Consider the following 24,273-nt stretch of genomic DNA (forward strand, 5'->3'; position numbering starts at 1 on the left):
TCAACAAACTCAGTTTTATAAACCGAGACCTACTTCATGTAAAAAACATAAGAAATTGAAAAAAATCAAATCAAAAAGACAGCGTCAAGTAACTGTATGTCCTTGACAATTTTAGGAGGAAGATAATTTGTGTAATTAGAATTTTTCTGCGCAATTAGCTCGAACAAACCAACAAAGGAATAGACATATGAAGCAAGAAATACTTTCTGAACTACATCTAAATCATTAAAAGAAGGCTTAACATCATTTTGCCCTTTCTTAGCGATTACTTCACTTTTACAACAAGATTTTTTATCTATAGATGCAACTGTTTCACTTTCCATAGGCATATCAGAACCACAATCTTCTGCTTCACCAAAAAAAGCTACATCTACTAAATGTCCCATACAATAGTGTCTCTCCACCTTCCAAGAGGTAGTAGCCGCCAAAAGCATTACTGCCATGACAAACGAAACTATTTTATGTAATAAATTTTTCATTGACACAAAATTACATATTAATTTTTCAATCAACTAAATCCTAAGAGGCTAACATTGGTAAAACGCAACAAATGTTAGTCAAATTGTACACTCTCCATATCACCTCAATCAATTAACTTTTAACTAAGTGTGACATAAAACATGAAAACTTCCAAAATTGCGAACCAGCAAGTAAAAATTATATTTTTAATCAAACGCGCTATTATATAAAATCATCATAGAATAAAACATCATTCAACCTCCATTTTTAAGGCAAATCTATAATTTTTATCATTTTTTTTGACCTCTCACATACTTATCGGTCTGTTTTGGAGTTATCACATGACGGATTAAACTTACAACACATCCGATTCACTAACCATATTGAACTTAAAATTTTAATAATGAAAAAAAATATTAGATCAGTAGTAAAATCAGGATTTGCAATATTTGCATTAGCCTTTATGGCATCTAGCTGTAGCAGTGACGAAGGTTCAGTTTTTGATACCCCAATAGGTGAAGAACAAGAGAATCCAGATGAAGAAACTGTAGCCACACTTATAATTAACGATAGTGATTCTTCAGGCGACATTTTGTTTGCCGAAGCCTCCGGCGAGGTTGGTACAAAGGTACCAGGACGCATTATTTATACATCTACGTCAAATCAAAAAAGATTATATATCACTCAAAACGTATCTGGCGGTGGTGAAATGCCTTTTAGCAATTTTGACATAGAAGGTAAAGACCTTACAAAAGCACTTAAAGGTGATGGTTCCGTAGATTTAGATGGAGACACACAGAAAGCAATTGATTTTACTTTTGAACTTCCTGTACCGGATATTGATAATGGTGAGATTGTGTACCAATTCTGGACTACTACTGGAAAAGGAGATTTTAGAGACCCAACCAAAAGAAAAGCTTTAGGCGTAGGTACTATTACCGTTACAGTTGGAAATGGAACTAACCCAGCAGCCGAGGTTCACTCTTTCACAGATGTAAAATTATTTGCTCCTGATGTAAATGGCACAAGCGAAACTTTTTATTCACTTTTAAATGACAAAGAGTATTTAGTATATGACCCAGCAAACACATTGGCACAAGCAGAATATAGAGCATTTTGGGATTTTGGATATTACTACGTGAACAACTCTGCCTATTTTGCTTCGGCAGCTACCTATGACGACTCTTTTGGCTATCCTGTAAAAGGTTTACAAGCGGAAGACAATGAAGAAAATGCTGACACTGAAACTCTTAACGAAGCTTACTTCCAACTATCCACTACAACTAGCACAATGTTTGACGGAATTACACTATCTAGCGAACTAGACTTTGTTACAGAATCTACATTTCAAACATCAGGCGTATTGGCTGTTGGAGATATTATTGAAATTGTAGATAACTACGGCAAAAAAGGCCTTATAAAAATCACAGAAATAAATCCTATTTTTAACAACGATGACTATATTGTCTTTGATGTGAAAATACAGCCTTAACATTATTCAAATATTTAAAAGGGATGTCGTTAATTCGGCATCCCTTTTTTTTGTTTTCAAAAGTTTATTTTTGCATAAAAAATTAGCATGTTTAACGACTTACGAATCAAAACCAGCTCTATACTTAACTCTAACTCTTTGAGTGTAGACGAACGTCTCCTGAAGCTTTGTGAGCTTCTTAAAGAAACCGTACCTCATTATGACTGGGTAGGATTCTATTTTAAAAACGGCAACAAAGAAGAATTAAAGCTTGGACCATATGCAGGTGCACCTACCGACCATGTTATCATACCTTTCGGGAAGGGAATTTGCGGACAAGTAGCTGTCTCTAATGAGAATTTTGTGGTGCCCGATGTAAAAGCCCAAGACAATTATATTGCCTGTAGCATTACGGTAAAGGCAGAGATTGTGGTTCCTTTATTTATAGATGGAGAAAATGTAGGTCAGATTGATATTGACTCAAACACTCCTGACCCATTTACTGATGAAGATGAGCGTTTTTTAGAGTTTGTAAATACCGAAGTTGCCAAAATCTACACGTTTTAATCTAACTTAAAGGACCTTTTTGGTTATCATAATGCTGTTTATCGATGCCGCCCCGTGTTATTTGACACGAAACGGTTTAAAACTTTAGCAGTTTTGTTAATAACCTCGTCCATTTTTTCTTTCAAAAAAAGTACTTTTGCATGTCTTTAAAACTTAGTAACTACATCCTATCAAAATGAGCATCAAAAAAGCTTCTTCTGCACTGATTTCCGTATTCCATAAAGATGGATTGGAACCAATCATCAAAAAATTTCAAGAACTCGGTATTACTATCTACTCCACAGGAGGTACCGAAAAATTTATAAAAGACCTTGGTGTTGAAGTCGTGCCGGTAGAAGATGTAACTAGTTACCCTTCTATTTTAGGAGGCAGAGTTAAAACCTTACACCCAAAGGTTTTTGGTGGAATTTTAAACCGACAGGATAACGAAAGTGATGTTGCCCAGTTGGAAGAATTTGAAATTCCTCAATTAGACATTGTAATCGTAGACCTTTATCCTTTTGAAAAAACCGTAGCCAGTGGCGCACCGGAACAAGATATTATTGAAAAAATAGATATAGGCGGCATTTCGTTAATTCGTGCAGCAGCAAAAAACTTTAAAGATGTACTTTGTGTTTCTTCAATGGAAGATTACTCAGACTTCTTAAATGTTATCTCTGAAGGAAACGGAAGCACTAGCCTTGAAGATCGTAAACGTTTTGCAGCAAAATCGTTCAATGTTTCGTCTCATTACGATACGGCAATTTTCAATTATTTTAATAAAAATCATGACATTGCTGCTTTAAAGATAAGCGAGACTGACGGAAAAGTTTTACGTTATGGGGAAAACCCACATCAAAAAGGATTTTTCTTTGGTGATTTTGACGCCATGTTTGATAAATTACATGGCAAAGAACTTTCATACAACAACCTGTTAGATGTTGATGCAGCAGTTAATTTAATGCTTGAATTCAAAAATGACGAGCCTACTTTCGCTATTTTAAAACACAATAACGCTTGTGGATTAGCACAACGCAGCACATTGCACCAAGCCTATGTAGATGCATTGGCCGGAGATCCTGTTTCCGCTTTTGGAGGAGTTCTAATCAGCAACAAAGAAATTGACAAAGCAACTGCGGAAGAAATTCATAAATTATTCTGTGAAGTAGTTATTGCACCGAGTTATTCAGATGACGCTCTAGAAATTTTAAAAGGCAAAAAAAATAGAATTATTTTAATTCAAAATGAAGTCGAAATGCCAGAAATGACAGTTAGAACCTGTCTAAATGGAATATTGCTTCAAGAGAAAGACCACAGAACAGATTCCTTAGAAGATTTACAGTACGTAACCGAGAGCAAACCATCAAAACAAGATCTTGAAGATTTAATTTTTGCTTCAAAATTATGTAAGCATACAAAATCTAACACTATTGTTATTGCAAAAAACAAACAATTATGTGCTAGTGGAACAGGCCAAACCTCTCGTGTAGACGCCCTTAACCAAGCAATTCACAAAGCTAAATCATTTAATTTTGACCTTAAAGGAGCCGTAATGGCGAGCGATGCGTTCTTTCCTTTCCCAGATTGTGTAGAGATAGCCAATAAAAGTGGTATTTCTAGCGTTATACAGCCGGGCGGGTCCATTAAGGACCAATTAAGTATCGATTATTGTAATGAAAATAGCGTATCTATGGTTATGACAGGCACACGTCATTTCAAGCATTAATTTCATTACTTTTGTCGATGAAATACACCCCTTATCAAGCTAGTAACATAACCAAACAGATTACAAATGGGATTTTTTGATTTCTTGACTGAGGAAATCGCCATCGATTTAGGTACGGCGAACACCCTAATCATACACAATGACAAGGTAGTTGTAGATAGTCCTTCTATCGTAGCCCGAGATCGTATTTCTGGCAAAATCATCGCCGTTGGTAAAGAAGCCAACATGATGCAGGGTAAAACTCACGAAAACATTAAGACTATCCGTCCGTTAAAAGATGGGGTTATCGCAGATTTTGATGCATCTGAAAAGATGATCAATATGTTCATAAAGAACATTCCTGCATTAAAGAAAAAATGGTTTCCACCTGCATTGCGCATGGTTATCTGTATTCCTTCTGGTATTACAGAAGTAGAAATGCGTGCGGTTAAAGAATCTGCAGAGCGTGTTAACGGTAAAGAAGTTTACTTAATTCACGAGCCAATGGCAGCAGCCATAGGTATCGGTCTAGATATCATGCAACCTAAAGGAAACATGATTGTTGATATAGGAGGTGGTACTACAGAAATTGCAGTAATAGCTTTAGGTGGTATTGTTTGTGATAAATCTGTGAAGATTGCAGGTGATGTTTTCACTAACGACATTATTTATTATATGCGTACGCAGCACAACCTATATGTAGGTGAAGCTACCGCAGAAAGCATAAAAATAGAAATAGGTTCTGCTACAGAAGATTTACAGACTCCACCAGATGAAAAATCTGTACAAGGTCGTGATCTATTGACTGGTAAGCCTAAGCAAGTTCAGATTTCATATCGTGAAATTGCTAAAGCATTGGACAAATCTATACTTCGTGTAGAAGATGCCGTTATGGAGACACTTTCACAGACACCTCCAGAACTAGCTGCCGATATTTATAACACCGGTATTTACTTAGCTGGTGGTGGCTCTATGCTACGTGGACTTGACAGAAGGTTATCACAAAAAACAGACCTACCTGTATATATTGCCGAAGACCCGCTACGAGCAGTAGTTAGAGGTACAGGTATAGCACTTAAAAACTTAGAGCGCTACAAGAGTATCCTTATCAAATAAAACCTAAAGATTTCGGGGCGATTTCAAAAGGTTTTAAACTTTATTTCCATTCGGAATTGCTTCGCAGGTTTCACCAAATCTAATAGTGAATGCAGCAGATCATCAATTTTATCATACGATATAAGAATTTCCTTCTTTATGTCTTCTTGATGATTGTTTCTTTGGGCTTTACGATTCAATCGCATTCGTATCACCAGTCGCGTTTTTTCAATTCTTCTAATTGGATTACTGGCAATATTTTAGAAACCTCTAATGAAGTTTCTACCTATTTTGGCCTTGATACCGAGAATCAAAAACTTATGCGGGAGAACCAAAACTTACGCAAGTTACTGTTCAATAGGAAGGAATTAGACACTATAGTCTTAGACTCCGCTCAATTAACTTATACGATTACAACCGGCAAAGTCATTAAAAATAGTTTTGCAGATCCACGCAACTATATAACTATAGACCAAGGAAGCAAAGACAGTGTTGCACCAGATATGGGTGTTATAACCAGTCAAGGTATTTTAGGAATCGTGGAAAACACTTCCAAAAACTTTGCTACCGTACAGTCTATTCTGAACGAGAAATCTAACATTAATGCCAAAATAAAAAATACCGATCATTTTGGCTCCTTGGTATGGGACACGAAAAGATACAATGTGGTGCAATTGATAGATATACCCAGATTAGTACCCCTAACTATTGGTGACACCATTGTAACAGGAGGCATGAGTAGTATTTTTCCTGAAAACATTCCCATTGGTACCATTAGAAAATTTGATTTAAACACGTCTCAAAGCTTTTACACTATAGATGTGGCACTTTTTAATGATATGACCAATATTAAAAATGTCTATATAATAGATAATTCTTATCGCGAAGAAATTTTAAAACTAGAAAAACTAACGGAGACAAATGGTCAGTAATTATTACTTCTTAAATGTCATTCGTTTTATACTACTAGTACTAGTACAGGTACTGGTGTTCAATAAGTTGAATTTTTTCGGCTTCATTAACCCAATGGTTTACATTCTGTTTCTCTACTGGTATCCTATAAAGGAGAACAGAGCGGCATTTATTGGTTTGGGCTTTTTATTAGGGATTGCTATAGATTTCTTTTCGGACACTATGGCTATACATGCGGCATCTACTATTACAATAGCCTACATGAGACCCGCTATAATGAGATTTGTTTTTGGTGTAAACTTTGAATTTCAAAGTTTTAAATTAAGTAACACCACTAGGGTACAACAAATTACGTATTTGGCGTTATTAATTATAGTACATCACTTTGTTTTCTTTACCCCAAATTTTTAGTTTGGCTAATTTCCTATTAATTTTGAAGAAAGTATTGGCTACGGGCACCGCAACTCTTATTCTTTGCTTATTATTCGGCTCACTGTTCAGTGTCCGTAAAGAGTAAAAAAGCAAAAAAGTATAAACTCCTTAAATTAAAATTTCATCTAAGATGAAAAAGCTGTTATTATCATCCATTATCGTAATCATTGGTATTACGTTTCTCGGCAGACTCTCTTATCTGCAGATATTCAGTTTTTCGCCAGACCAAGTTTTGGAAGATCCTGCAATAAAAAGGGTGTATGATTATCCAGAGCGTGGTTACATCTATGATAGGAACGGTAAGCTTTTGGTTGGTAACGACCCAGCATACGATGTTATGGTAATTCCTCGTGAGGTTCGCGAATTAGATACTTTAGAGCTATGCGGACTTCTTAAAATTGACAAGGAAAAATTTAAAAAAGAATTACGGAAAGCTAGAATTTATTCCCCAAGACTACCTTCTGTTTTTGTGCCACAACTCTCCAAAGAAGATTATGCAATGCTTCAGGAGAAAATGCGCCATTACGCAGGTTTCTATATCCAAAAACGATCTTTACGTTACTATGACACCAATAGTGGCGCTAATGTTTTAGGCTACATTAGTGAGGTAAACGAAAGAGACTTAACCAAAAACCCATACTATGTTCAAGGTGAACTTACAGGACGTACAGGAGTAGAAAAGGTATACGAGGATATTTTAAGAGGTAGAAAAGGTGTACAGTACATTCAAAAAGACCGTTTTAATAGAGATATTGGTCCTTATAAAAATGGAACTTTGGATACCTTACCTGAACAAGGTTTTGAAATTAATATAACAATTGATAAAGAGCTACAGGAATATGGAGAAAGGCTTATGGTTGGTAAATGGGGAGGCATTGTTGCTATTGAACCTGCTACGGGCGAAATATTATCTATGATTTCAGGACCTACCTATGACCCATCACTTTTGGTAGGTAGAAAAAGGTCTGCTAATTATAGCAAATTACATTACGACTCTATTTCAAAACCAACATTTGATAGATCTATTTCTTTTGAAAAAAGTCCAGGATCTCCATTTAAAGCCATTAATGCCCTAATTGCATTACAAGAAGGAGCAATCACACCTTCTACATCTTTTACATGTCATCACGGATTTTTTATTGGTAGACATAAAAAAGGCTGCCACTGTGGAGGTGGAGCAAGAAACTTGAATAATGGAATATACCTATCGTGTAATGCCTATTTCGTAGGTGTCTACAAAAAGATATTCGAGCAATTCCCTTCCAATAGTGAAGCGATGGATGCTTGGGAAAAGCACGTCAAAAGTTTTGGCTTAGGGTCTTATTTGGGCTCTGACCTTTATACAGGAAGACCATAAGGTAGTGTTCCTAGTACTGATCTCTATAACAAATGGTATGGAGTAGGAGATAAAAGATGGTCTGCCACCACTACATATTCTAATGCTATTGGCCAAGGAGAAGTAAATGTTACGCCAATACAATTGGCAAATATGACAGCTGCAATTGCCAATAGAGGATATTTCTTTACGCCCCATGTACTTAAAAAGGTAGATGGGAAAAAAATCGACATTCCAGATTTTGTAGAGCCTAAATATACCACGATAGACAAAAGACATTTTGAACCTGTAATTCAGGGTATGGCGGATGTTTATCATAAAGGAACAGCTAAGTACGTACAGATTCCGGATATTGAAATTGCCGGAAAAACAGGTACAGTAGAAAACTACGTTAAAATTGATAGCGTTAGAACTCAGTTAACGGATAACTCAGTTTTTGTAGCCTTTGCCCCTGTAGAAAATCCAAAAATTGCCATTGCGGTATATATTCAGAACGGTTATTATGGCTCTAGATATGCAGGCCATATCGCCTCTTTAATGATTGAAAAATACATAAAAAGAGAGATTACCCGAAAAGACCTTGAAAAAAGGATGTTAGAAAGAACTTTGGAGCACGAATATGCCAAGCCTTATAGCGGTAAAGAATTCAAAATAAACGAATACGATTGGAGTAAGCATTCTAGTGTATATAAATTACAAAACAACCAATCAGAAGAATAGCATATGACCGGCAAAAGTGTCCTCAAACGTCTTGATTGGCTTACTGTTCTATTTTACGTACTCTTATTAACTATTGGGTGGGTAAACATTTATTCAAGCACCTTTTCCGAAAGCGATTCTTCTATATTCGATTTTGGGACATTACACGGCAAACAGCTTTTCTTTATACTTACCAGCTTTGCATCAATTGTAATTCTATTAGCTCTAGAGGCCAACTTTTACGAACGCTTCTCAAGTGTCCTCTACATCATATCCATGGTATTGCTGTTGGGTCTGTTTGTTTTTGGTAAAACTATTGCAGGTGCTACCTCATGGTACGATTTAGGATTCTTTAACTTACAACCTTCTGAGCTGGCAAAAGTAGCGACAGCCTTGGCATTAGCAAAGTACTTAAGTGATATACAGACAGATATAAAACGAAATAAGGATCAGTTATACGCCTTCCTGATTATACTTATACCTGCTATATTGATTATACCACAACCGGATCCTGGTAGTGCGCTGGTTTTCTTCTCGTTAAGTTTTGTAATCTTTAGAGAAGGGCTTCCTATCTACTATTTGGGCATTGTCTTTTTCGCTATCATGGTCTTTGTAACTACATTGATGTTCGGTACCATTTGGATTACAATCAGTATTGCTTTAATCTTGGTAATTTTCTTCCTTCTAAAAAAGAAAAAATTTCGAGTTCCAATCATTCCCACTGTAATAGCTGTGGTTCTGACCATTTTATTTTCGCTTTCTGTAGATTTTGTTTTTAACAATGTCTTTGAGCAACGTCACCGAGATCGTTTTAGTCTCTGGTTACGATTAGAGAAGGACCCTGCCAAATTGGAACACATTAGAAAAACTATTGGCTACAACACCTATCAATCTGAAAAGGCTATTGAATCCGGTGGTTTCTTCGGAAAAGGTTTTCTGGAAGGCACACGAACCAAAGGTGATTTTGTACCGGAGCAACACACGGATTATATTTTTAGTACCGTTGGTGAAGAATGGGGCTTTTTAGGGACCGCAACGGTTGTCTTACTTTTTACTTTTTTATTGTTGCGACTGGTCTACCTCTCGGAGCGTCAAAAAACAGGATTTGCCCGAATGTACGGTTATGGCGTTATTTCCATACTGCTAGTGCACTACTTTATAAACATTGGTATGGTTATAGGTGTGCTACCAACAATTGGTATTCCCCTACCCTTCTTCAGTTATGGAGGTTCAGGGCTATTATTCTTTACGGCTTTACTGTTTATTTTCTTAAAACTAGATGCAAACCGATTAAAGGAAGGTATTTAAACTTAGGAGCGCCCATACTTTATAAATCAATAATTTACTGGTTAGAATTTAAACTTCCAGCTTCCAGTATCTATTTTGCTTTCTAATTGGTCTTGCTGTTCTTTGGGGAGTTTCTCAAAAAAATCTATACCTGTTCGTTTTTCAATCTCATCAACGGGAACACTAAATTGTTTTAAAGGTTTTGAGCTCTGTTTTCCTTCCATCAAAAAAGCTACCATTTTTAAATTATCTCCTTTGCCTCTAGCTACTATTTTATAATAATACTTAGGCACATCTACATCTTCATCACCAATCTCTTTTAACCCATTTTCTAGAACACCAGCTGTGACAACAAAAATTTCTCCGTACTGCTTGGCCCACATACGTACTTGCATTTCCAACTCATTCCAAACACCGGCATTAAATTCACGGTTTTGCGGACTTATATTACTGGTATAAAAAGTTTCGTTGTACGCCTGCTTGGTAAACCTCCTATCGCCAGCAGGGCACAAATGTCCTCTGTCATATCCAGAACCTTTATAATTTCGCCAATCCGCAGATTTAGTTCTCACTTTTGGATCCTCAATAAAATAAGGTCGTTTACGATCATCATGCGTTAAGTGTTCTTTCTTTAAAGTATACGCCACCCATTCTGCTTGTTCAAACGGTTCATTGTAAGACAGCATATAATGGCTATGCTCAACTACATCCCCTGTTGTAGAACTTGGCATTAAATTACTCGCTACAGAAGTTGTAGGTCCGTCTTCCGTTTGCTGTGAATACGTGTCCGGAGTGTAAAAATTTTCGAACAGCCAAAAGCCTATTGCGCAGCAGATGGTCAAAATGGTATAAATTGTTTTTCTTTTCATTCCGTTCAAAAATAGAACAAATTTTAGGTTAAGCCAGAGAGAGCGGACACACTATTTGTTTTTAATGTTCAGAAATAACCATAACACCATCAAATATATAAGGCTATTCGTTTGGGTGGCTTTTTACTGTAAGGGAAAGCTAAAAATTTCGACAAATAAGCACACTTCATACAGTGCAATGTATTTATTTTGTATTATCTAATTCACGTAACGAATTAGTTTAAAGAAAGGAAAGTTATGCTTACATGGAAAGATGTAATCAATTTTAGCGTAAAAGGGAATCCTGAACCAGACAGAAGAGTTGAGAAGACCGAGGCCGAATGGCGCGAACTTCTTACTCCTGAGCAGTTTAGAATCACCCGAAAGAAAGGTACAGAGCAAGCACATACCGGTGCCCTATGTAGTGCACATGATGCAGGAAAGTATAATTGTATCTGTTGTGACACACCTTTGTTTGATTCTACTATTAAATTTGAATCTGGTACTGGTTGGCCTAGTTTTACACAACCTATAAAAGAAAATGCCATTAAATACCACAAAGATTCCTCTTTTGGTATGATACGCGTAGAAGTAATGTGTAACACTTGCGATGCCCACTTGGGACATATTTTCCCTGATGGCCCAGAACCAAGCGGACTGCGCTACTGTATTAATTCAGAATCAATGCAATTACAAAAAGAAAGCATTAAAAATGAGCAATAAAAATTTAGAAATAGCCACCCTTGGTGGTGGGTGCTTCTGGTGTATAGAAGCAGTTTTACAAGAATTAAAAGGTGTAGAGAAATTAATTTCTGGCTATACAGGTGGCAACGCACCGGGCAAGCCTACATATAGAGAAGTCTGTTCCGGCTTAACCGGTCATGCAGAAGTCGTACAGGTTACTTTTGACCCTTCGGTAATTTCTTATCAAGATTTATTGATTGTGTTCATGACAAGCCATGACCCTACTTCCCTTAACCGTCAAGGTGGTGATGTGGGTACGCAGTACCGTTCTGTAATTTATTTTCATGATGATACCCAAAAAGCAGTGGCAGAAACTGTAATTAAAGAATTGGCTTCTTATTTTGATGACCCTATTGTTACAGAATTAAGCCCGCTGCCTACTTTCTATGATGCAGAAGAGCATCATCAAGATTATTATCGTAATAACACCTCACAGGGGTATTGTAGCGCTGTAATTACGCCTAAGTTGGCGAAGTTGAGGAAAATGCACGGCGATAAGCTAAAACAGCCACAAACTAGCTCGTAACCAATTTTACGCTACTAGTCTACAGGAAACCGTATTTGGTCTGCCTGTCTTCAAAAAATGGGTTTTAAGAAAGTAATTTTACCAAACAATCTTAAAACCCAATTCTATGAAAACCACACAACTTTACTACCGTATTGCGCTTTCTTTGTTTTCTTTGGCTATCATTTACGCTGTAGCCAATTCTTTCTTCAACTACGAAGCTATACTTACAAAGTTTGCAGAATTAGGATACCCATCATATTTAATATTTGTACTAGGAGCTGCCCAATTATTGGGGCTAACCACTCTTGTCTTCAGTAAAAGTAACTGGATTCGTGAATGGGCTTTTGCCGGATTCTTTCTAAACTTTGTATTTGGCATCATAGCACACCTAATGATTAAGGATGGAAATGGAGCGTCTGCCGTATTTTGTATAATAGCACTTTATGTAACCTACGTACAGAATAAAAAACTTAATGAACAAAGTAAAATAACTTCAAAAGATATACATACTCAACCTACGCTAAAAACTGTAGCATGATTTGGGCGCTACAGCTTTATTTTTGCGACTTAAAAGACCTGCTATAACAGCGGGTCTTTTTATTTTTAGGATAAAAGGAAGTATAACTAGAACATTACGACAAAGGAAATAAATATCTTCTATGGATAAAATAGCTTTAGGTGGAGGTTGCCACTGGTGTACAGAAGCGGTCTTTCAATCATTAAAAGGAGTAACTAAAGTTGAGCAAGGTTTTATTTCATCAACAGAAAATCACAGTGCTTTTTCCGAAGCAATTATTATTCATTTCAACCCAATCGTCATCAGCTTAAAAGACCTTATAGAAATACATTTGCATACACATAAAAGCACATCTAATCATAGTATGCGCACCAAATACCGCTCTGCGGTCTACACCTATTCGCCAGATAAGGCGAACAAAGCAAACCATATTATAAAGGAACTTCAATTCAATTTTGATGATATATTGATTACCAAGGTATTTCCTTTTAAGACTTTTAAACCATCTCAGAAAGAGTTTAAAAATTATTACTACAACAATCCTGAAAAACCATTTTGCCAGAAACACATTAATCCTAAACTAAACCTCTTACTTACTAGATATAGAGAACATACTAAGGCAGATTTGGCAGTAAAACTTACTACATAAAAAAAGCCCTGATACTTTAGAGTACCTAGGGCTTCTCAATTTAGTATTATTCTTTTTATCCTTTTACAGCGGCCAATTTACCGTGTTTAAGACTATTATTCTTTAAATCTTCAAGAACGTTTACAGCTTCTTCAACATAGACATCTTTAGCTAAATTCTTGTGCCACCTGTCACGTTTTTCACGCAATACAGAATCTTTCGTAAACAATTCTTCTTCATACTTCAATGAACCAAAAGATAGTTTAGAATCATATTCGCCAATGGCTTTAAAGTAATCCATTTTTTTCTTATGCTCTTTTTCATCTGCACGGTAGGCATCATAGTTCAATGAAATTTCCATTTCGTCACTCTCAGATTTCAACCACTTAGCATTTTCCTCGATTAATTTAAGCTGAGCATTACCGGCCATTCTTTTAGCACTGTTAGCAACGGTCTGCTCGTAATCTATATAACCGTCCCATGGCTTATAATCTGCTGGAGAAATTTTATCCCATTTTAAAGGGTTTGCCTGATCTCTTTCACCTAAATCAATATAGCTATACTTGTCCGGAACGATTACATCACTCTTCACTCCTTCTAACTGAGTAGAGCCACCGTTTATACGGTAAAACTTCTGGGTAGTTAATTTAATAGCTCCCAAATCTCCATGCTCATTGCTTCTTACTATATTATCTAAAGGAATTACGTTCTGTACCGTTCCTTTACCAAAAGTTTGCTTACTTCCAATAACAATAGCTCTCTTATAATCCTGCATAGCAGCCGCCAAAATTTCTGAAGCAGATGCAGATAATTCATTAACAAGAATTACAAGCGGGCCATCCCATTGAATGCGCTCATCTTTATCATCATAAACATCCTTACCTTTTCCGGAAGAACGTACTTGAACTATTGGGCCATCCTTTATGAAAAGACCTGCCATTTCAACAACGGTCTTTAACGAACCGCCACCATTATCCCTTAAATCTATAATAAGACCTTCAGCGCCTTCTTCTTTTAACCTTTCTACTTCTTTAGCAACATCCGAAGCAGCGTTTCTTTCTGTGTAATCATCAAAATCAACATAGAACTTAGGTAAATCAATAATACCGAACTTCTCATCGTTCTTAATAATATTTGCTGACTTGGCGAAAGACTCTTCCAACTCAACAACATCTCTTGTTAACTCTACCGTATCTAAAGATCCATCTATTTTACGAACCGTAAGCGCAACAACAGTGCCCTTTGGACCCTTTATTAATTTAATGGCATCATCTAAACGCATACCTACAATGTCAATTGGTTCTTCATCACCTTGACCTACTTTCATAATTTGATCACCAACTTCTAGACGTGCATCTCTCCATACGGGACCTCCAGAAATAATATCAACAATTTTAGCGCCTTCTGGTTTTTTCTGTAAACGCGCACCAATACCTTCAAATTTACCTGACATACTGGTATCAAACTTATCCTTTTCATCAGGAGCAAAGTAATACGTATGCGGATCAAATTCATCTACAATAGTATTTATGTATTGTACGAACCAATCTTTACGCTCAAGATCGTTTACGAAATCAAAAAATTCATCTAAAGTTTTCCGTGTAGATTCTCTAGAAGATTTTTCAGCTTCTTTTGCCGTCATTGGTTTTGACTTCTCAGAACCTTCTTTTGCATCCGCAGCGTCACCTCTTTTAACCCCTTTCATTTTAGAGTCATAGGTTCCTAAGGTTGCATATTTAAGTTGTTGTCTCCAACGCTCTTTCAGCTCTTTTTTAGAAGCTGCAAAAGTCATTTTCTCATAATCTATATTAATGCTTTCCTTTTTATTATAATCAAAAGGTTTTTCCAAAACCTCTTTATACATCACTTTAGCATCATCCATACGCTGGATAAGTCTATCGTATACAAGATTAAAAAAAGAGATGTCCGTACTTTTTATTTGATCGTCCAATTGAAATTTGTACTGCTCAAATTCATTGATATCCTCTTCCAAGAAATATCTTTTAGTAGGATCTAAAACATCAATAAAATCCTCAAAAACACTTACCGAAAAATCATCGTCAATGTTTTTGGGCTCATAATGACCCTTTTCTAGTACATAAGTAATTAAATCTAAAAGCAGTTTGTCTTTATCATCGGTTTCAAAAGACTGATTGGTAAAACTGCACGAAGCAACCGATATTAGCATTACCAAAAGAGAATAGGCAAGATTCCTTTTCATATATATTTTTTTCGAAATTTTTAAAATGGCCAATCTTGGGGAAGATTGAGATTTTCACACTTAAAAGTAATGAATTCCCTAAGATACTGAAAAAACCATGCCACCTTTTGAGCTAATACACTAATTTTTTGTTAAACGAACTTAGGTCGTTGTGTTCTGTAAACGTATTTTTGTCCCATAAAGTATTTGGTATGAAAAAACCTTTAATTTTAGTTACAAATGATGATGGAATTACCGCTCCGGGCATACGCGCTTTAATACGGTATATAAATGAGTTAGGGGATGTTGTGGTGGTTGCACCAGACGGTCCACAATCTGGTCAAGGACACGCGATAACCATAGACAACACATTGTTTGCAAACAAAATTGTGGTAGACAAAAAGCATGGCGCCTTAGAAGAACATAGTTGCAGCGGCACACCTGCAGATTGTGTAAAAATGGCACTCCAAGAACTACTAGACCGCAAACCAGATATTTGTGTGAGTGGTATTAACCACGGATCAAATTCTTCTATAAATGTTATTTATTCAGGAACAATGAGTGCTGCCATTGAGGCTGGCATTGAGGGTATTCCTGCAATTGGCTTCTCTCTTTGCGATTACTCATGGCATGCCGATTTTGACCAAGCTAGAGAAATTATTAAAAAAATAGTAAGCGAATCTTTGACCAATGGAATACCTAAAGGCGTTGTTCTAAACGTTAATATTCCTAAAGCTCAAAAAGAAGATATAAAAGGAATTAAAATCTGCCGACAGGCACGTGCCAACTGGAAAGAAAAATTTGATAAACGCACTAGCCCAGGCGGTAAGGATTACTACTGGCTTACAGGCGAATTTGAATTACTGGACAAAGGCGAAGACACGGATGAGTGGGCGTTAGCCAACAATTACGTATCTGTTGTACCTACCCAGTTTGATCTTACCGCGCATCATGTGATACAACAATTGAACGGGTGGCAATTTGAATAACTTACCATTATTTACCACAGAAGTATACCTTTGCAGGACCAAATACCATTAATGAACTTAAAAAATATGAACGTTAAAAAAGAACTAGCCATTGGATTCTTGGTCGGGATTATTGCTAATACCGTTGGCACCCTACTCTATATTCTATTATTTTCAGAATTTGGCATAGCTGATACATTTAAAGCGGCAGTACAACAAGGTCATGTTGGCAGTCTTTTAGCCTTAGGGGCTATTTTAAATCTTGTTGCGTTCTTTGGCTTTTTACGCATAAGAAGAGACAACAGGGCAAAAGGTGTTCTAATAGCTACGCTTCTTACTGCTCTGGTTATTCTTTATTATAAAATATTTTAAGCCGTAAATTTAACGGAAAGGGACATACGAATTTTTCCCTAACAGAGTTCTCTTTTTAAAGGGCAGGTATAAACTGTATCTAATTTGTAATGAAATACTATATAATAGCAGGCGAAGCATCAGGAGACCTACACGGTTCCAACCTTATGAAAGCCCTTATAGCCAAAGACCCTGAGGCAGATATCCGTTTTTGGGGAGGTGACCTTATGCAAAATGCAGGAGGTAATTTGGTTAAGCATTACAAAGAGATGGCCTTTATGGGTTTTCTAGAAGTATTGATGAATTTAGGCACGATAGCTAAAGCTATTAAATTTTGTAAGGCCGATATTCAAAAATTTCAACCAGACGTTATTATTTTTATTGACTACTCTGGGTTTAACCTACGTATTGCCAAATGGGCAAAAGAGCAAGGCTTCAAGACCAATTACTATATTTCCCCACAAATTTGGGCTTCTAGAGAAGGCCGCATAAAAGACATCAAAAGAGATATTGATGCCATGCATGTTATTCTTCCTTTTGAAAAGGATTTTTACGAAAAGAAACACAATTACCCAGTTAATTTTGTTGGCCACCCTCTTATTGATGCTATTGAAGATAGAGATGCGGTTGATGAGCAGAAATTCCGAAAGGAAAACAATTTAGATCCTAAAAAGCCAATTATTGCCTTATTACCAGGCAGCCGAAAGCAAGAGGTTCAGAAGATGCTTACATTAATGCTATCAGTAGTTAAGGATTTTTCTGCGTATCAATTTGTAATTGCAGGGGCACCTAGTCTTGATTTGGATTTTTACCAACCTTTTCTAAAAAATCCAAACGTAAATTTCATAGCTAATAAAACATACGACCTTTTGAGTATTTCTCATGCAGCTTTGGTCACTAGCGGAACCGCCACACTAGAAACTGCCATTTTTAAAGTACCTCAAGTTGTATGTTATAAAGCTAATTGGTTATCCTACCAGATTGCCAAGCGCATTATTACCTTAGAGTATATCTCTCTCGTGAACCTCATTATGAAAAAAGAGGTTGTAAGAGAGCTTATTCAAAACGATTTGACTACCAATAACCTCCGAACCGAACTGAATAAAATACTTGAAGGACCAGCCCGCGAAACACAGATTCAAGCCTATAATGAGCTAGAAAAAAAACTGGGTGGTAGAGGGGCAAGTGAAAATGCCGCGACCCGTATAATAGAAAATGTTTAATTTTGGTATATACACTGGATGCATATCAAAAAAAGTAATCGCTTACATGATTCGTAAACTCTTTTTCATTCTAATTATTTGTCTTGTTGCCAGTTGTGGGTCTTCAAAAAAGAAAGTAGCACAAAGACAACCTCGCAAAATAACAGTGGCGGCAAGAACCGAGACTCCAAAAAGAGAACGCACACCAGTTAGAAAACCTGCTTCTAATAAGCACTCAAAAGCAGATGACGTTATCCATTCTGCATTAAAATTTTCGGGTGTCAGATACAAGTATGGCGGTACAACTAAAAAAGGAATGGACTGCTCGGGATTGCTTTATGTAGCTTTTGGAGAAAATAATGTTAAGCTACCACGCACCTCGTATCATATGGCCGAAGAGGGTAAAAACGTTCGTAAACGCGATGTTGTAAAAGGAGATTTACTTTTCTTTAAAACAAGTAAACGTAGTAAACGTATTAATCATGTTGGCATGGTTGTTTCCGTGAAAAACGATGAAATTAAATTCGTTCATGCATCCTCTTCACGAGGGGTTATGGTTTCTTCGTTGCGAGAAGGCTATTGGAGCAGCGCATTTATAAAAGCCACCAGAATTCTATAAATGAAGTTACTACGCTTCATACCCATCAAACTCACATTAGTTTTGGTTCTGGGTATTGTAGTTGGTAATTATTTCCATTTAGACGTACGCCTCCTCTTATCAACCTGCCTTATTCTTCTTATAGTTTTAGGTATTTTACGTTTCACGGACAAAAAGAATGAATCCCCTATTTTTGGTTACTTAACCGTTCTTACTACTTTAGGTATTGGTATTTTAGCTACAACGCTCTCACTACCAGAAAACCAAGCAGATCATTATCTTAACCACGATTTTTCCGGCTCTCGCACTTGGCGTTTAAAAGTAGCAGAGGTACTGAAACCAACTTCCTTTTCCGATAGATATATTGCCAAAATACAAGTATTAGATGAAAAATATTCAGAAGGAATGGTTCTACTCAGTTTTGTAACTGACTCTTCCCTTCAAAGCCTTCAAGTTGATGATGAATTGGTTTTCTACGGTTCTCCAAAAGAAGTAAGAGGGCCGTTAAACCCTCATCAATTTAACTATAAAAACTACTTAAAAGGTTTAGGGATATCACATCAGTTTCTACTAGGCAAAGAAGATTTTATCCCTATTAAAAATCCTTCTGTTACCGTATATGGCATGGCCGCAAAGGCTCGAACCCACATTATCACCCAACTACGAAAAGCTAGTTTTGGAAAAGATGAATTAAGTATTATTCAGGCGCTACTCCTTGGTCAGCGTAACGATATTTCAGAAGAGACCTACACCGATTACAAAAATGCCGGAGCCGTTCATATTCTAGCAGTTTCTGGACTCCACATTGGAATTCTATTAGTGTTATTACAGTTTCTTTTACAACCTATTGAACGACTTCCAAAAGGCAAAACGTTAAAACTAGTCTTCATCGTGATTTTGTTATGGGGCTTCGCTTTGCTTTCAGGGTTATCTGCATCCGTAGTTAGAGCGGTTACCATGTTTTCCTTTGTGGCATATAGCATGTACCTGAATCGCCCCAAGAACACATTTAACATTCTCGCTTTATCCATGTTCTTCATCCTGTTGGTTATAAATCCAAACCTTCTTTTTCAGGTAGGGTTTCAAATGAGTTATGCAGCCGTCTTCGCCATAGTTTGGCTCTATCCGCTTTTGCAGAAATTATGGTTCCCAAAGAACAAAATTGTCCGAAAAATTTGGCAACTGCTATCCGTTAGTGTAGCTGCACAATTGGGCGTACTACCCATAAGTTTATTTTATTTCCATCAATTCCCGGGTCTATTCTTTATTAGTAATTTGCTAATTGTTCCCGCACTGGGAGTTATTTTAGGAATGGGCATTCTCGTAATCTTATTATCATTAGTAGATGCATTACCCAATTTTTTAGTAGTTATCTATAACACTTTAATTGGTTGGATGAATTGGATTATAAGCTGGGTTGGCCAACAGGAAGCTTTTATTTTTAAGAATATCTCTTTTGATGCTGTCCAAATGGTCCTTAATGGCATATGGAATCCTTTTTTGTTGCGTGATTCTATTTACCCGTCCCAACTTTAAAAAGGTTATTGCACTTGCCACGTTCATTATAGGGTTTCAACTGTGGGGAATTTTTACTGACTACCAAACTTCGGAAAAGAACCAGCTGTTTCTTGCGCATCAAACTAAAAACACAGCGCTGATGCATCAAAACGGAAGAACTTTAGTGATTATAACTAATGATACCATACGCCTAGATAACATAATTGATGATTACAGCGTTGCTGAGCGAATTTCCAACATCTCCTACTCTACAATTAAGAACAGCTATTTGTGGCAGAATAAGACCGTTTTGGTCATTGATAGCCTTGGCGTGTATCCAAAAGCAGAAACGCCTGTTGATTATCTCATTCTTACACAATCCCCCAAACTGAATCTTGAAAGAGCAATTACCACACTAAAACCAAAGTATATTATTGCAGATGGCAATAACTATACCTCTTATATAAGTAGGTGGAAACAAACCTGCCTAAAAACAAAACTCCCTTTTCACGCAACTGGCGAAAAGGGAGCTTATTATTTTGATTGATATTACTCTTGTCTCATATACTTATACAACATCGGCACTTGTCATTTCTCTTTCATCATCTTCAGCCCCGTGTGTTAAAGATTTTAATTTTTTGAAAAATACTCCAACCAAAAGACCAAATAAAACGCAGAAAACTGCGATACCCGTGAACACCTTATACTCTCCAAACTGAGATGCAGATTCACCTAGAAGTCCGGCTACTTTATTTCCCAATCCAGTAGTAGCGAAATATAACCCCATCATTAATGAAGCATATTTTGCGGGAGCTAATTTGGTAACAAAAGAAAGTGACACTGGTGATAAGCTAAGTTCACCAACGGTATGAAACAAATAAGCCAAAACTAACCAATACATAGCAGATGAACCCGTAGCCTGATATTGTGCAGTTGCAGCTGTCATAAATAAAAATCCGGTACCCATTATTATAAGGCCCATTATCATTTTAAATAATGAGGATGCTTCCTTACCTTTTAATTTTCGTTTTGCCCAATAGCCCGCAACGGCGGTTCCCAATGTAATAATAAAGAATGCATTAGCAGCCTGAAACCATGATGCCGGCACTTCAAACCCAAGGAACATTCTATTGGTATAATCCTTTGCGTAAATATTCATTAAGCCACCAGCTTGCTCGAAGGCTCCAAAAAATACAATAACCATTAAAAAAGATATAATCAACACGATAACTCTGTCTTTCTCAATTTTAGTCAAAGGTCTTTTCAAAGATTCCCTATCATCTTCATTTTCGGATTTACCCAGATAATCACCAACCCCATGGAGGTATTTTTGACCAAGAATAAATTGAACAAGACCAAACAACATACAAATTCCGGCTAGTCCAAATCCATAATGCCAGCCATAGACTTCGCCTACGTATCCAACTATCAAACTCGAAAGAAATGCACCTACATTTATTCCGATATAAAAAATCGTAAACCCTTTATCTCTTCTTATATCGCCTTTTTTGTATAAACCTCCAACCATAGTGGAAATATTGGGTTTCAACATACCCACCCCAGAAATGATAAATCCTAGACCTGTGTAAAATGCCCACATTTCCTCAATAGCCAAAATACTGTGGCCGATAACAAGAAGAATTGCTCCCACGATAACAGCTTTCTTTTGTCCCAAAATTCTATCAGCTATAATTCCGCCCTGGTATAGAAGCCACATAAACCAACATCGTATACCAACCATAAAGTGCTAGCGCCTCGTTATTAGTCCAGCCCAAATAGGGTTTGTCTCAGAGGTCTTAGTTACTAGATACAAAACCAATATAGCACGCATACCATAGTACGAAAACCGTTCCCACATTTCAGTAAAAAACAGAATGTATAAACCTACTGGGTGACCGAACAGCTCCTTTTCATGCGGTGCCTTTTCTACTAATGCCATAAAATTTGTTGTTTGTTAAATTGATTTTTATCAAGGTTAGTTCAAGAACCGATTAAAGTACTCTTTTTTTAATCGGGCTCACCTCCTTGTCTCCAAGAACTTCCTGAAACAATCTTTGTTGTTTTGGTTATTATTTTTTTGGCTGCAGAAGGTGCTCGCCTAAGAAATTAGTCATTTTATTAAAAAGGTGCACACGTGTATTACCACCATAAATTCCATGGTTTTTATCAGGATAAATGGCCCAATCAAATTGTTTGTTAGCCTGTACCAATGCGTCTATCATTCGCATTGAATTCTGAACATGCACATTATCATCGCCTGAACCGTGAACCAATAAGTAATCTCCATTCAACATTTCTGGATAGTTAAGTGGAGAGTTCTCATCATAACCAGCAGGATTTTCTTCTGGCGTACGTAAAAAACGTTCGGTATAAATGGTATCATAAAAACGCCAAGTTGTAACAGGTGCCACCGCAATAGAAGTTTCAAAAACATCATTCCCTTTAAGAATACAGTTAGTTGCCATATGCCCACCAAAGCTCCAGCCCCAAATACCAGTTCTGTTTTCGTCTATATATGGCAGTTTGCTCAATTCTTTAGCTGCTGCAATTTGGTCTTCAGTTTCATACTTCACTAGGTTTAGATATGTCGATTTTTTAAAATCAGCACCTTTAAAACCTGTTCCCCTACCATCTACACAAGCAACCACATAACCTTGCGAAGCTAGTTGTTGATGCCATAAATCCCGAGCATCTAACCAACTGTTAGATACACTTTGGGAACCTGGACCGCTGTATTGATACATTAACAGAGGGTAGTTCTTTGAGGCGTCAAAATCTTTAGGCTTCACCATATACATATTTAGCTCATTGCCATTTATGGTTATGGTAGAAAACTCTTTTTCGCTCAATTCGTATCCCTTTAATTTTTCAATTAAGGCATTATTGTTTTTAATTTCCTTTACCTTTTTACCGTTAAGCGCTTTGTGCAACATGTAAACAGGAGGCATTTTGGAATTTGAGTACGTATGAATGAAGTAGGTGAAATCTGCACTAAAATCTGCAGCATTGGTTCCTATATTTGCTACCAAAGCTTTTTTATTCTCTCCGCTACTCTCAATACTATAAACACCACGGTTAATTGAACCATTTTCGGTAGATTGGTAATATACTTTGTCTTCGTTCTGGTCGTAACCGTAGTACTGAGTTACTTCCCAAGAGCCTTTTGTTATTTGCGTAATAAGATTACCATCTTGGTCGTGAAGATAAATATGGTTGTAACCATCCTTTTCACTTGTCCATATAAAGCTATCGTCTTCTAAGAAGGTAAGGTTATCTGTAATATCAATATACGCCTTGTCTTTCTCTTCAAGAAGTACAGATGCCGTATTACTTTTTGCATCTACAGAATACAGCTTTAAATCGTTTTGATGTCTATTTAGGGTCTGAACACTAAGATAGTTTGAGTTGTTCATCCACTTTATTCGCGGAATATAATAGCCATCGTTTAAATCAACTGAAGCAGTACTACCCGCCTTTACATCATACATATGTAAACTTACCTTAGCATTGGCCTCACCAGCTTTAGGATATTTGAACGTTTCCTGAGTTGGATATAAATCCGTTCCAAAAACATCCATTGAAAATTCGGGAACATTAGTTTCATCAAAACGCAAGAAGGCAATTTTAGTACCGTTGGCATTCCAATCAAAAGCACGAACAAAAGCAAACTCTTCTTCGTATACCCAATCCGTAACACCGTTGATGATTTTATTCTTCTCTCCGTCTTTAGTTAATTGCTTGGTATCACCAGAAGTCAAATCAAACAGATATAGATTATTCTTGGCAACATAAGCAACTTTAGTACCATCGGGGGCAAGTCTAGGCTCTTGAATCTTATTTTCAGAAACCTTTGTAAGTTTTTTTGTTTTTAAATCGAATACATAAAAAATACCGAGTGTAGAACGTCTAAATATAGGCTCTAGTTCGGTAGCTAATAATATTTGGGATTCATCATCGCTGAACTGATAAGCACTGAAACTATTAATTTCTGGTAAATCTGCTGAGCTAACAATAGTTTCCACTTTTTTCTGGGTGGTATAATCAAACTTATCAATTGTAGTGGCTCCGTTTTCACCCCTATTTAAGATAGTATATTGCTTACCATTTTTCATGGACCTTAGGGCATCAAGTCTTTCAATCGAAAACTCACCACCATAGACTGCCTCTACTGTTACTTGCTTCTTTTGAGCATAAGAAAACGCCAAGAAGGCAAAGACAAAAGAGACGCTTAAAACTATTTTCCGCATAGAATGTTATAAAAAGGTTTAAA

21 protein-coding genes and 2 pseudogenes are annotated in these 24,273 nt (G+C 36.7%); 18 read left to right on the top strand and 5 right to left on the bottom strand.

All coding sequences use genetic code 11. The features are described from left to right. Positions 1-65: 65 nt before the first annotated feature. Positions 66-479 (bottom strand): HYC_CC_PP family protein, encoded by a 414-nt coding sequence (locus Q5W13_RS05700; RefSeq protein ID WP_304445659.1) that lies wholly within the window; start codon positions 477-479, stop codon positions 66-68. 383 nt (positions 480-862) lie between these two features. Between Q5W13_RS05700 and Q5W13_RS05705 the strand changes: the two genes are divergently transcribed. From Q5W13_RS05705 to rodA, 8 genes and pseudogenes are all read left to right on the top strand, one after another. Continuing rightward, on the top strand, positions 863-1,951 hold the full coding sequence (locus Q5W13_RS05705) for a hypothetical protein (RefSeq protein ID WP_304445660.1): 1,089 nt from the start codon (positions 863-865) through the stop codon (positions 1,949-1,951). Between the two features lie 87 nt (positions 1,952-2,038). After that, positions 2,039-2,497, top strand: coding sequence for a GAF domain-containing protein (locus tag Q5W13_RS05710; protein WP_304445661.1), 459 nt, complete (start codon positions 2,039-2,041; stop codon positions 2,495-2,497). A gap of 175 nt (positions 2,498-2,672) precedes the next feature. Beyond that, the gene (gene purH, locus Q5W13_RS05715; protein WP_304445662.1) at positions 2,673-4,202 is read left to right on the top strand and encodes a bifunctional phosphoribosylaminoimidazolecarboxamide formyltransferase/IMP cyclohydrolase; all 1,530 of its coding nucleotides are present in this window, start codon (positions 2,673-2,675) and stop codon (positions 4,200-4,202) included. Positions 4,203-4,268: 66 nt separating this feature from the next. Next, complete coding sequence (locus Q5W13_RS05720) at positions 4,269-5,297, top strand: rod shape-determining protein (protein ID WP_155598089.1); 1,029 nt, start codon at positions 4,269-4,271, stop codon at positions 5,295-5,297. Positions 5,298-5,386: 89 nt separating this feature from the next. Further along, positions 5,387-6,208, top strand: coding sequence for a rod shape-determining protein MreC (mreC, locus tag Q5W13_RS05725; RefSeq protein ID WP_155598088.1), 822 nt, complete (start codon positions 5,387-5,389; stop codon positions 6,206-6,208). A 94-nt stretch (positions 6,209-6,302) separates the two neighbouring features. Further along, a complete protein-coding gene (locus tag Q5W13_RS24660; RefSeq protein ID WP_368662440.1) occupies positions 6,303-6,599 on the top strand; it encodes a hypothetical protein in 297 nt (98 codons plus the stop codon). Positions 6,600-6,750: 151 nt separating this feature from the next. Further along, positions 6,751-8,676 (top strand): annotated as a pseudogene (locus Q5W13_RS05735) (peptidoglycan D,D-transpeptidase FtsI family protein). Between the two features lie 3 nt (positions 8,677-8,679). After that, complete coding sequence (rodA, locus tag Q5W13_RS05740) at positions 8,680-9,963, top strand: rod shape-determining protein RodA (RefSeq protein ID WP_155598085.1); 1,284 nt, start codon at positions 8,680-8,682, stop codon at positions 9,961-9,963. A 41-nt stretch (positions 9,964-10,004) separates the two neighbouring features. Here rodA and Q5W13_RS05745 read toward each other — a convergent pair whose 3' ends face one another. After that, on the bottom strand, positions 10,005-10,811 hold the full coding sequence (locus Q5W13_RS05745; RefSeq protein ID WP_155598084.1) for a DNA/RNA non-specific endonuclease: 807 nt from the start codon (positions 10,809-10,811) through the stop codon (positions 10,005-10,007). A 237-nt stretch (positions 10,812-11,048) separates the two neighbouring features. Between Q5W13_RS05745 and msrB the strand changes: the two genes are divergently transcribed. The 4 genes from msrB to Q5W13_RS05765 all read left to right on the top strand — a co-directional run bounded on the left by msrB (position 11,049) and on the right by Q5W13_RS05765 (position 13,208). Beyond that, complete coding sequence (msrB, locus tag Q5W13_RS05750; RefSeq protein WP_155598083.1) at positions 11,049-11,513, top strand: peptide-methionine (R)-S-oxide reductase MsrB; 465 nt, start codon at positions 11,049-11,051, stop codon at positions 11,511-11,513. Continuing rightward, a complete protein-coding gene (gene msrA, locus Q5W13_RS05755) occupies positions 11,503-12,060 on the top strand; it encodes a peptide-methionine (S)-S-oxide reductase MsrA (RefSeq protein ID WP_304445663.1) in 558 nt (185 codons plus the stop codon). Before msrB ends, msrA begins: the two co-directional genes overlap by 11 nt. Positions 12,061-12,166: 106 nt before the next feature. Next, positions 12,167-12,580 (top strand): DoxX family protein, encoded by a 414-nt coding sequence (locus Q5W13_RS05760; protein ID WP_304445664.1) that lies wholly within the window; start codon positions 12,167-12,169, stop codon positions 12,578-12,580. Between the two features lie 121 nt (positions 12,581-12,701). Beyond that, positions 12,702-13,208 (top strand): peptide-methionine (S)-S-oxide reductase, encoded by a 507-nt coding sequence (locus Q5W13_RS05765; RefSeq protein WP_304445665.1) that lies wholly within the window; start codon positions 12,702-12,704, stop codon positions 13,206-13,208. A gap of 55 nt (positions 13,209-13,263) precedes the next feature. On the opposite strand, the gene Q5W13_RS05770 is transcribed toward Q5W13_RS05765, so the two are convergent. After that, positions 13,264-15,408 carry a carboxy terminal-processing peptidase gene (locus tag Q5W13_RS05770; RefSeq protein WP_304445666.1) on the bottom strand — a complete coding sequence of 715 codons (2,145 nt, stop codon included), beginning with the start codon at positions 15,406-15,408 and terminating at the stop codon, positions 13,264-13,266. A gap of 191 nt (positions 15,409-15,599) precedes the next feature. On the opposite strand from Q5W13_RS05770, the gene surE reads away from it, so the two are divergent. The 6 genes from surE to Q5W13_RS05800 all read left to right on the top strand — a co-directional run bounded on the left by surE (position 15,600) and on the right by Q5W13_RS05800 (position 20,550). Next, positions 15,600-16,376 (top strand): 5'/3'-nucleotidase SurE, encoded by a 777-nt coding sequence (gene surE / locus Q5W13_RS05775; RefSeq protein WP_304445667.1) that lies wholly within the window; start codon positions 15,600-15,602, stop codon positions 16,374-16,376. A gap of 66 nt (positions 16,377-16,442) precedes the next feature. Further along, positions 16,443-16,727: a hypothetical protein gene (locus Q5W13_RS05780; protein WP_155598298.1), complete on the top strand. Its 285-nt coding sequence runs from the start codon at positions 16,443-16,445 to the stop codon at positions 16,725-16,727. Between the two features lie 89 nt (positions 16,728-16,816). Continuing rightward, positions 16,817-17,929: a lipid-A-disaccharide synthase gene (lpxB, locus tag Q5W13_RS05785; RefSeq protein WP_304445668.1), complete on the top strand. Its 1,113-nt coding sequence runs from the start codon at positions 16,817-16,819 to the stop codon at positions 17,927-17,929. A 46-nt stretch (positions 17,930-17,975) separates the two neighbouring features. Then, positions 17,976-18,527, top strand: coding sequence for a C40 family peptidase (locus tag Q5W13_RS05790; protein ID WP_304445669.1), 552 nt, complete (start codon positions 17,976-17,978; stop codon positions 18,525-18,527). Next, entirely contained in the window at positions 18,528-20,042 is a 1,515-nt protein-coding gene (locus tag Q5W13_RS05795; RefSeq protein ID WP_304445670.1) for a ComEC/Rec2 family competence protein, read from the top strand. Next, positions 20,014-20,550, top strand: coding sequence for a hypothetical protein (locus Q5W13_RS05800; RefSeq protein WP_304445671.1), 537 nt, complete (start codon positions 20,014-20,016; stop codon positions 20,548-20,550). The genes Q5W13_RS05795 and Q5W13_RS05800 overlap by 29 nt, the downstream gene beginning before the upstream one ends. Before the next feature lie 21 nt (positions 20,551-20,571). Here the strand turns inward: Q5W13_RS05800 and Q5W13_RS05805 are convergent. Next, positions 20,572-21,942 (bottom strand): annotated as a pseudogene (locus Q5W13_RS05805) (peptide MFS transporter). 130 nt (positions 21,943-22,072) lie between these two features. Continuing rightward, positions 22,073-24,250 (bottom strand): S9 family peptidase, encoded by a 2,178-nt coding sequence (locus Q5W13_RS05810; RefSeq protein ID WP_304445672.1) that lies wholly within the window; start codon positions 24,248-24,250, stop codon positions 22,073-22,075. Positions 24,251-24,273: the final 23 nt, after the last annotated feature.

This window comes from Zobellia laminariae, from assembly GCF_030553095.1.
GTDB lineage: Bacteria > Bacteroidota > Bacteroidia > Flavobacteriales > Flavobacteriaceae > Zobellia > Zobellia laminariae.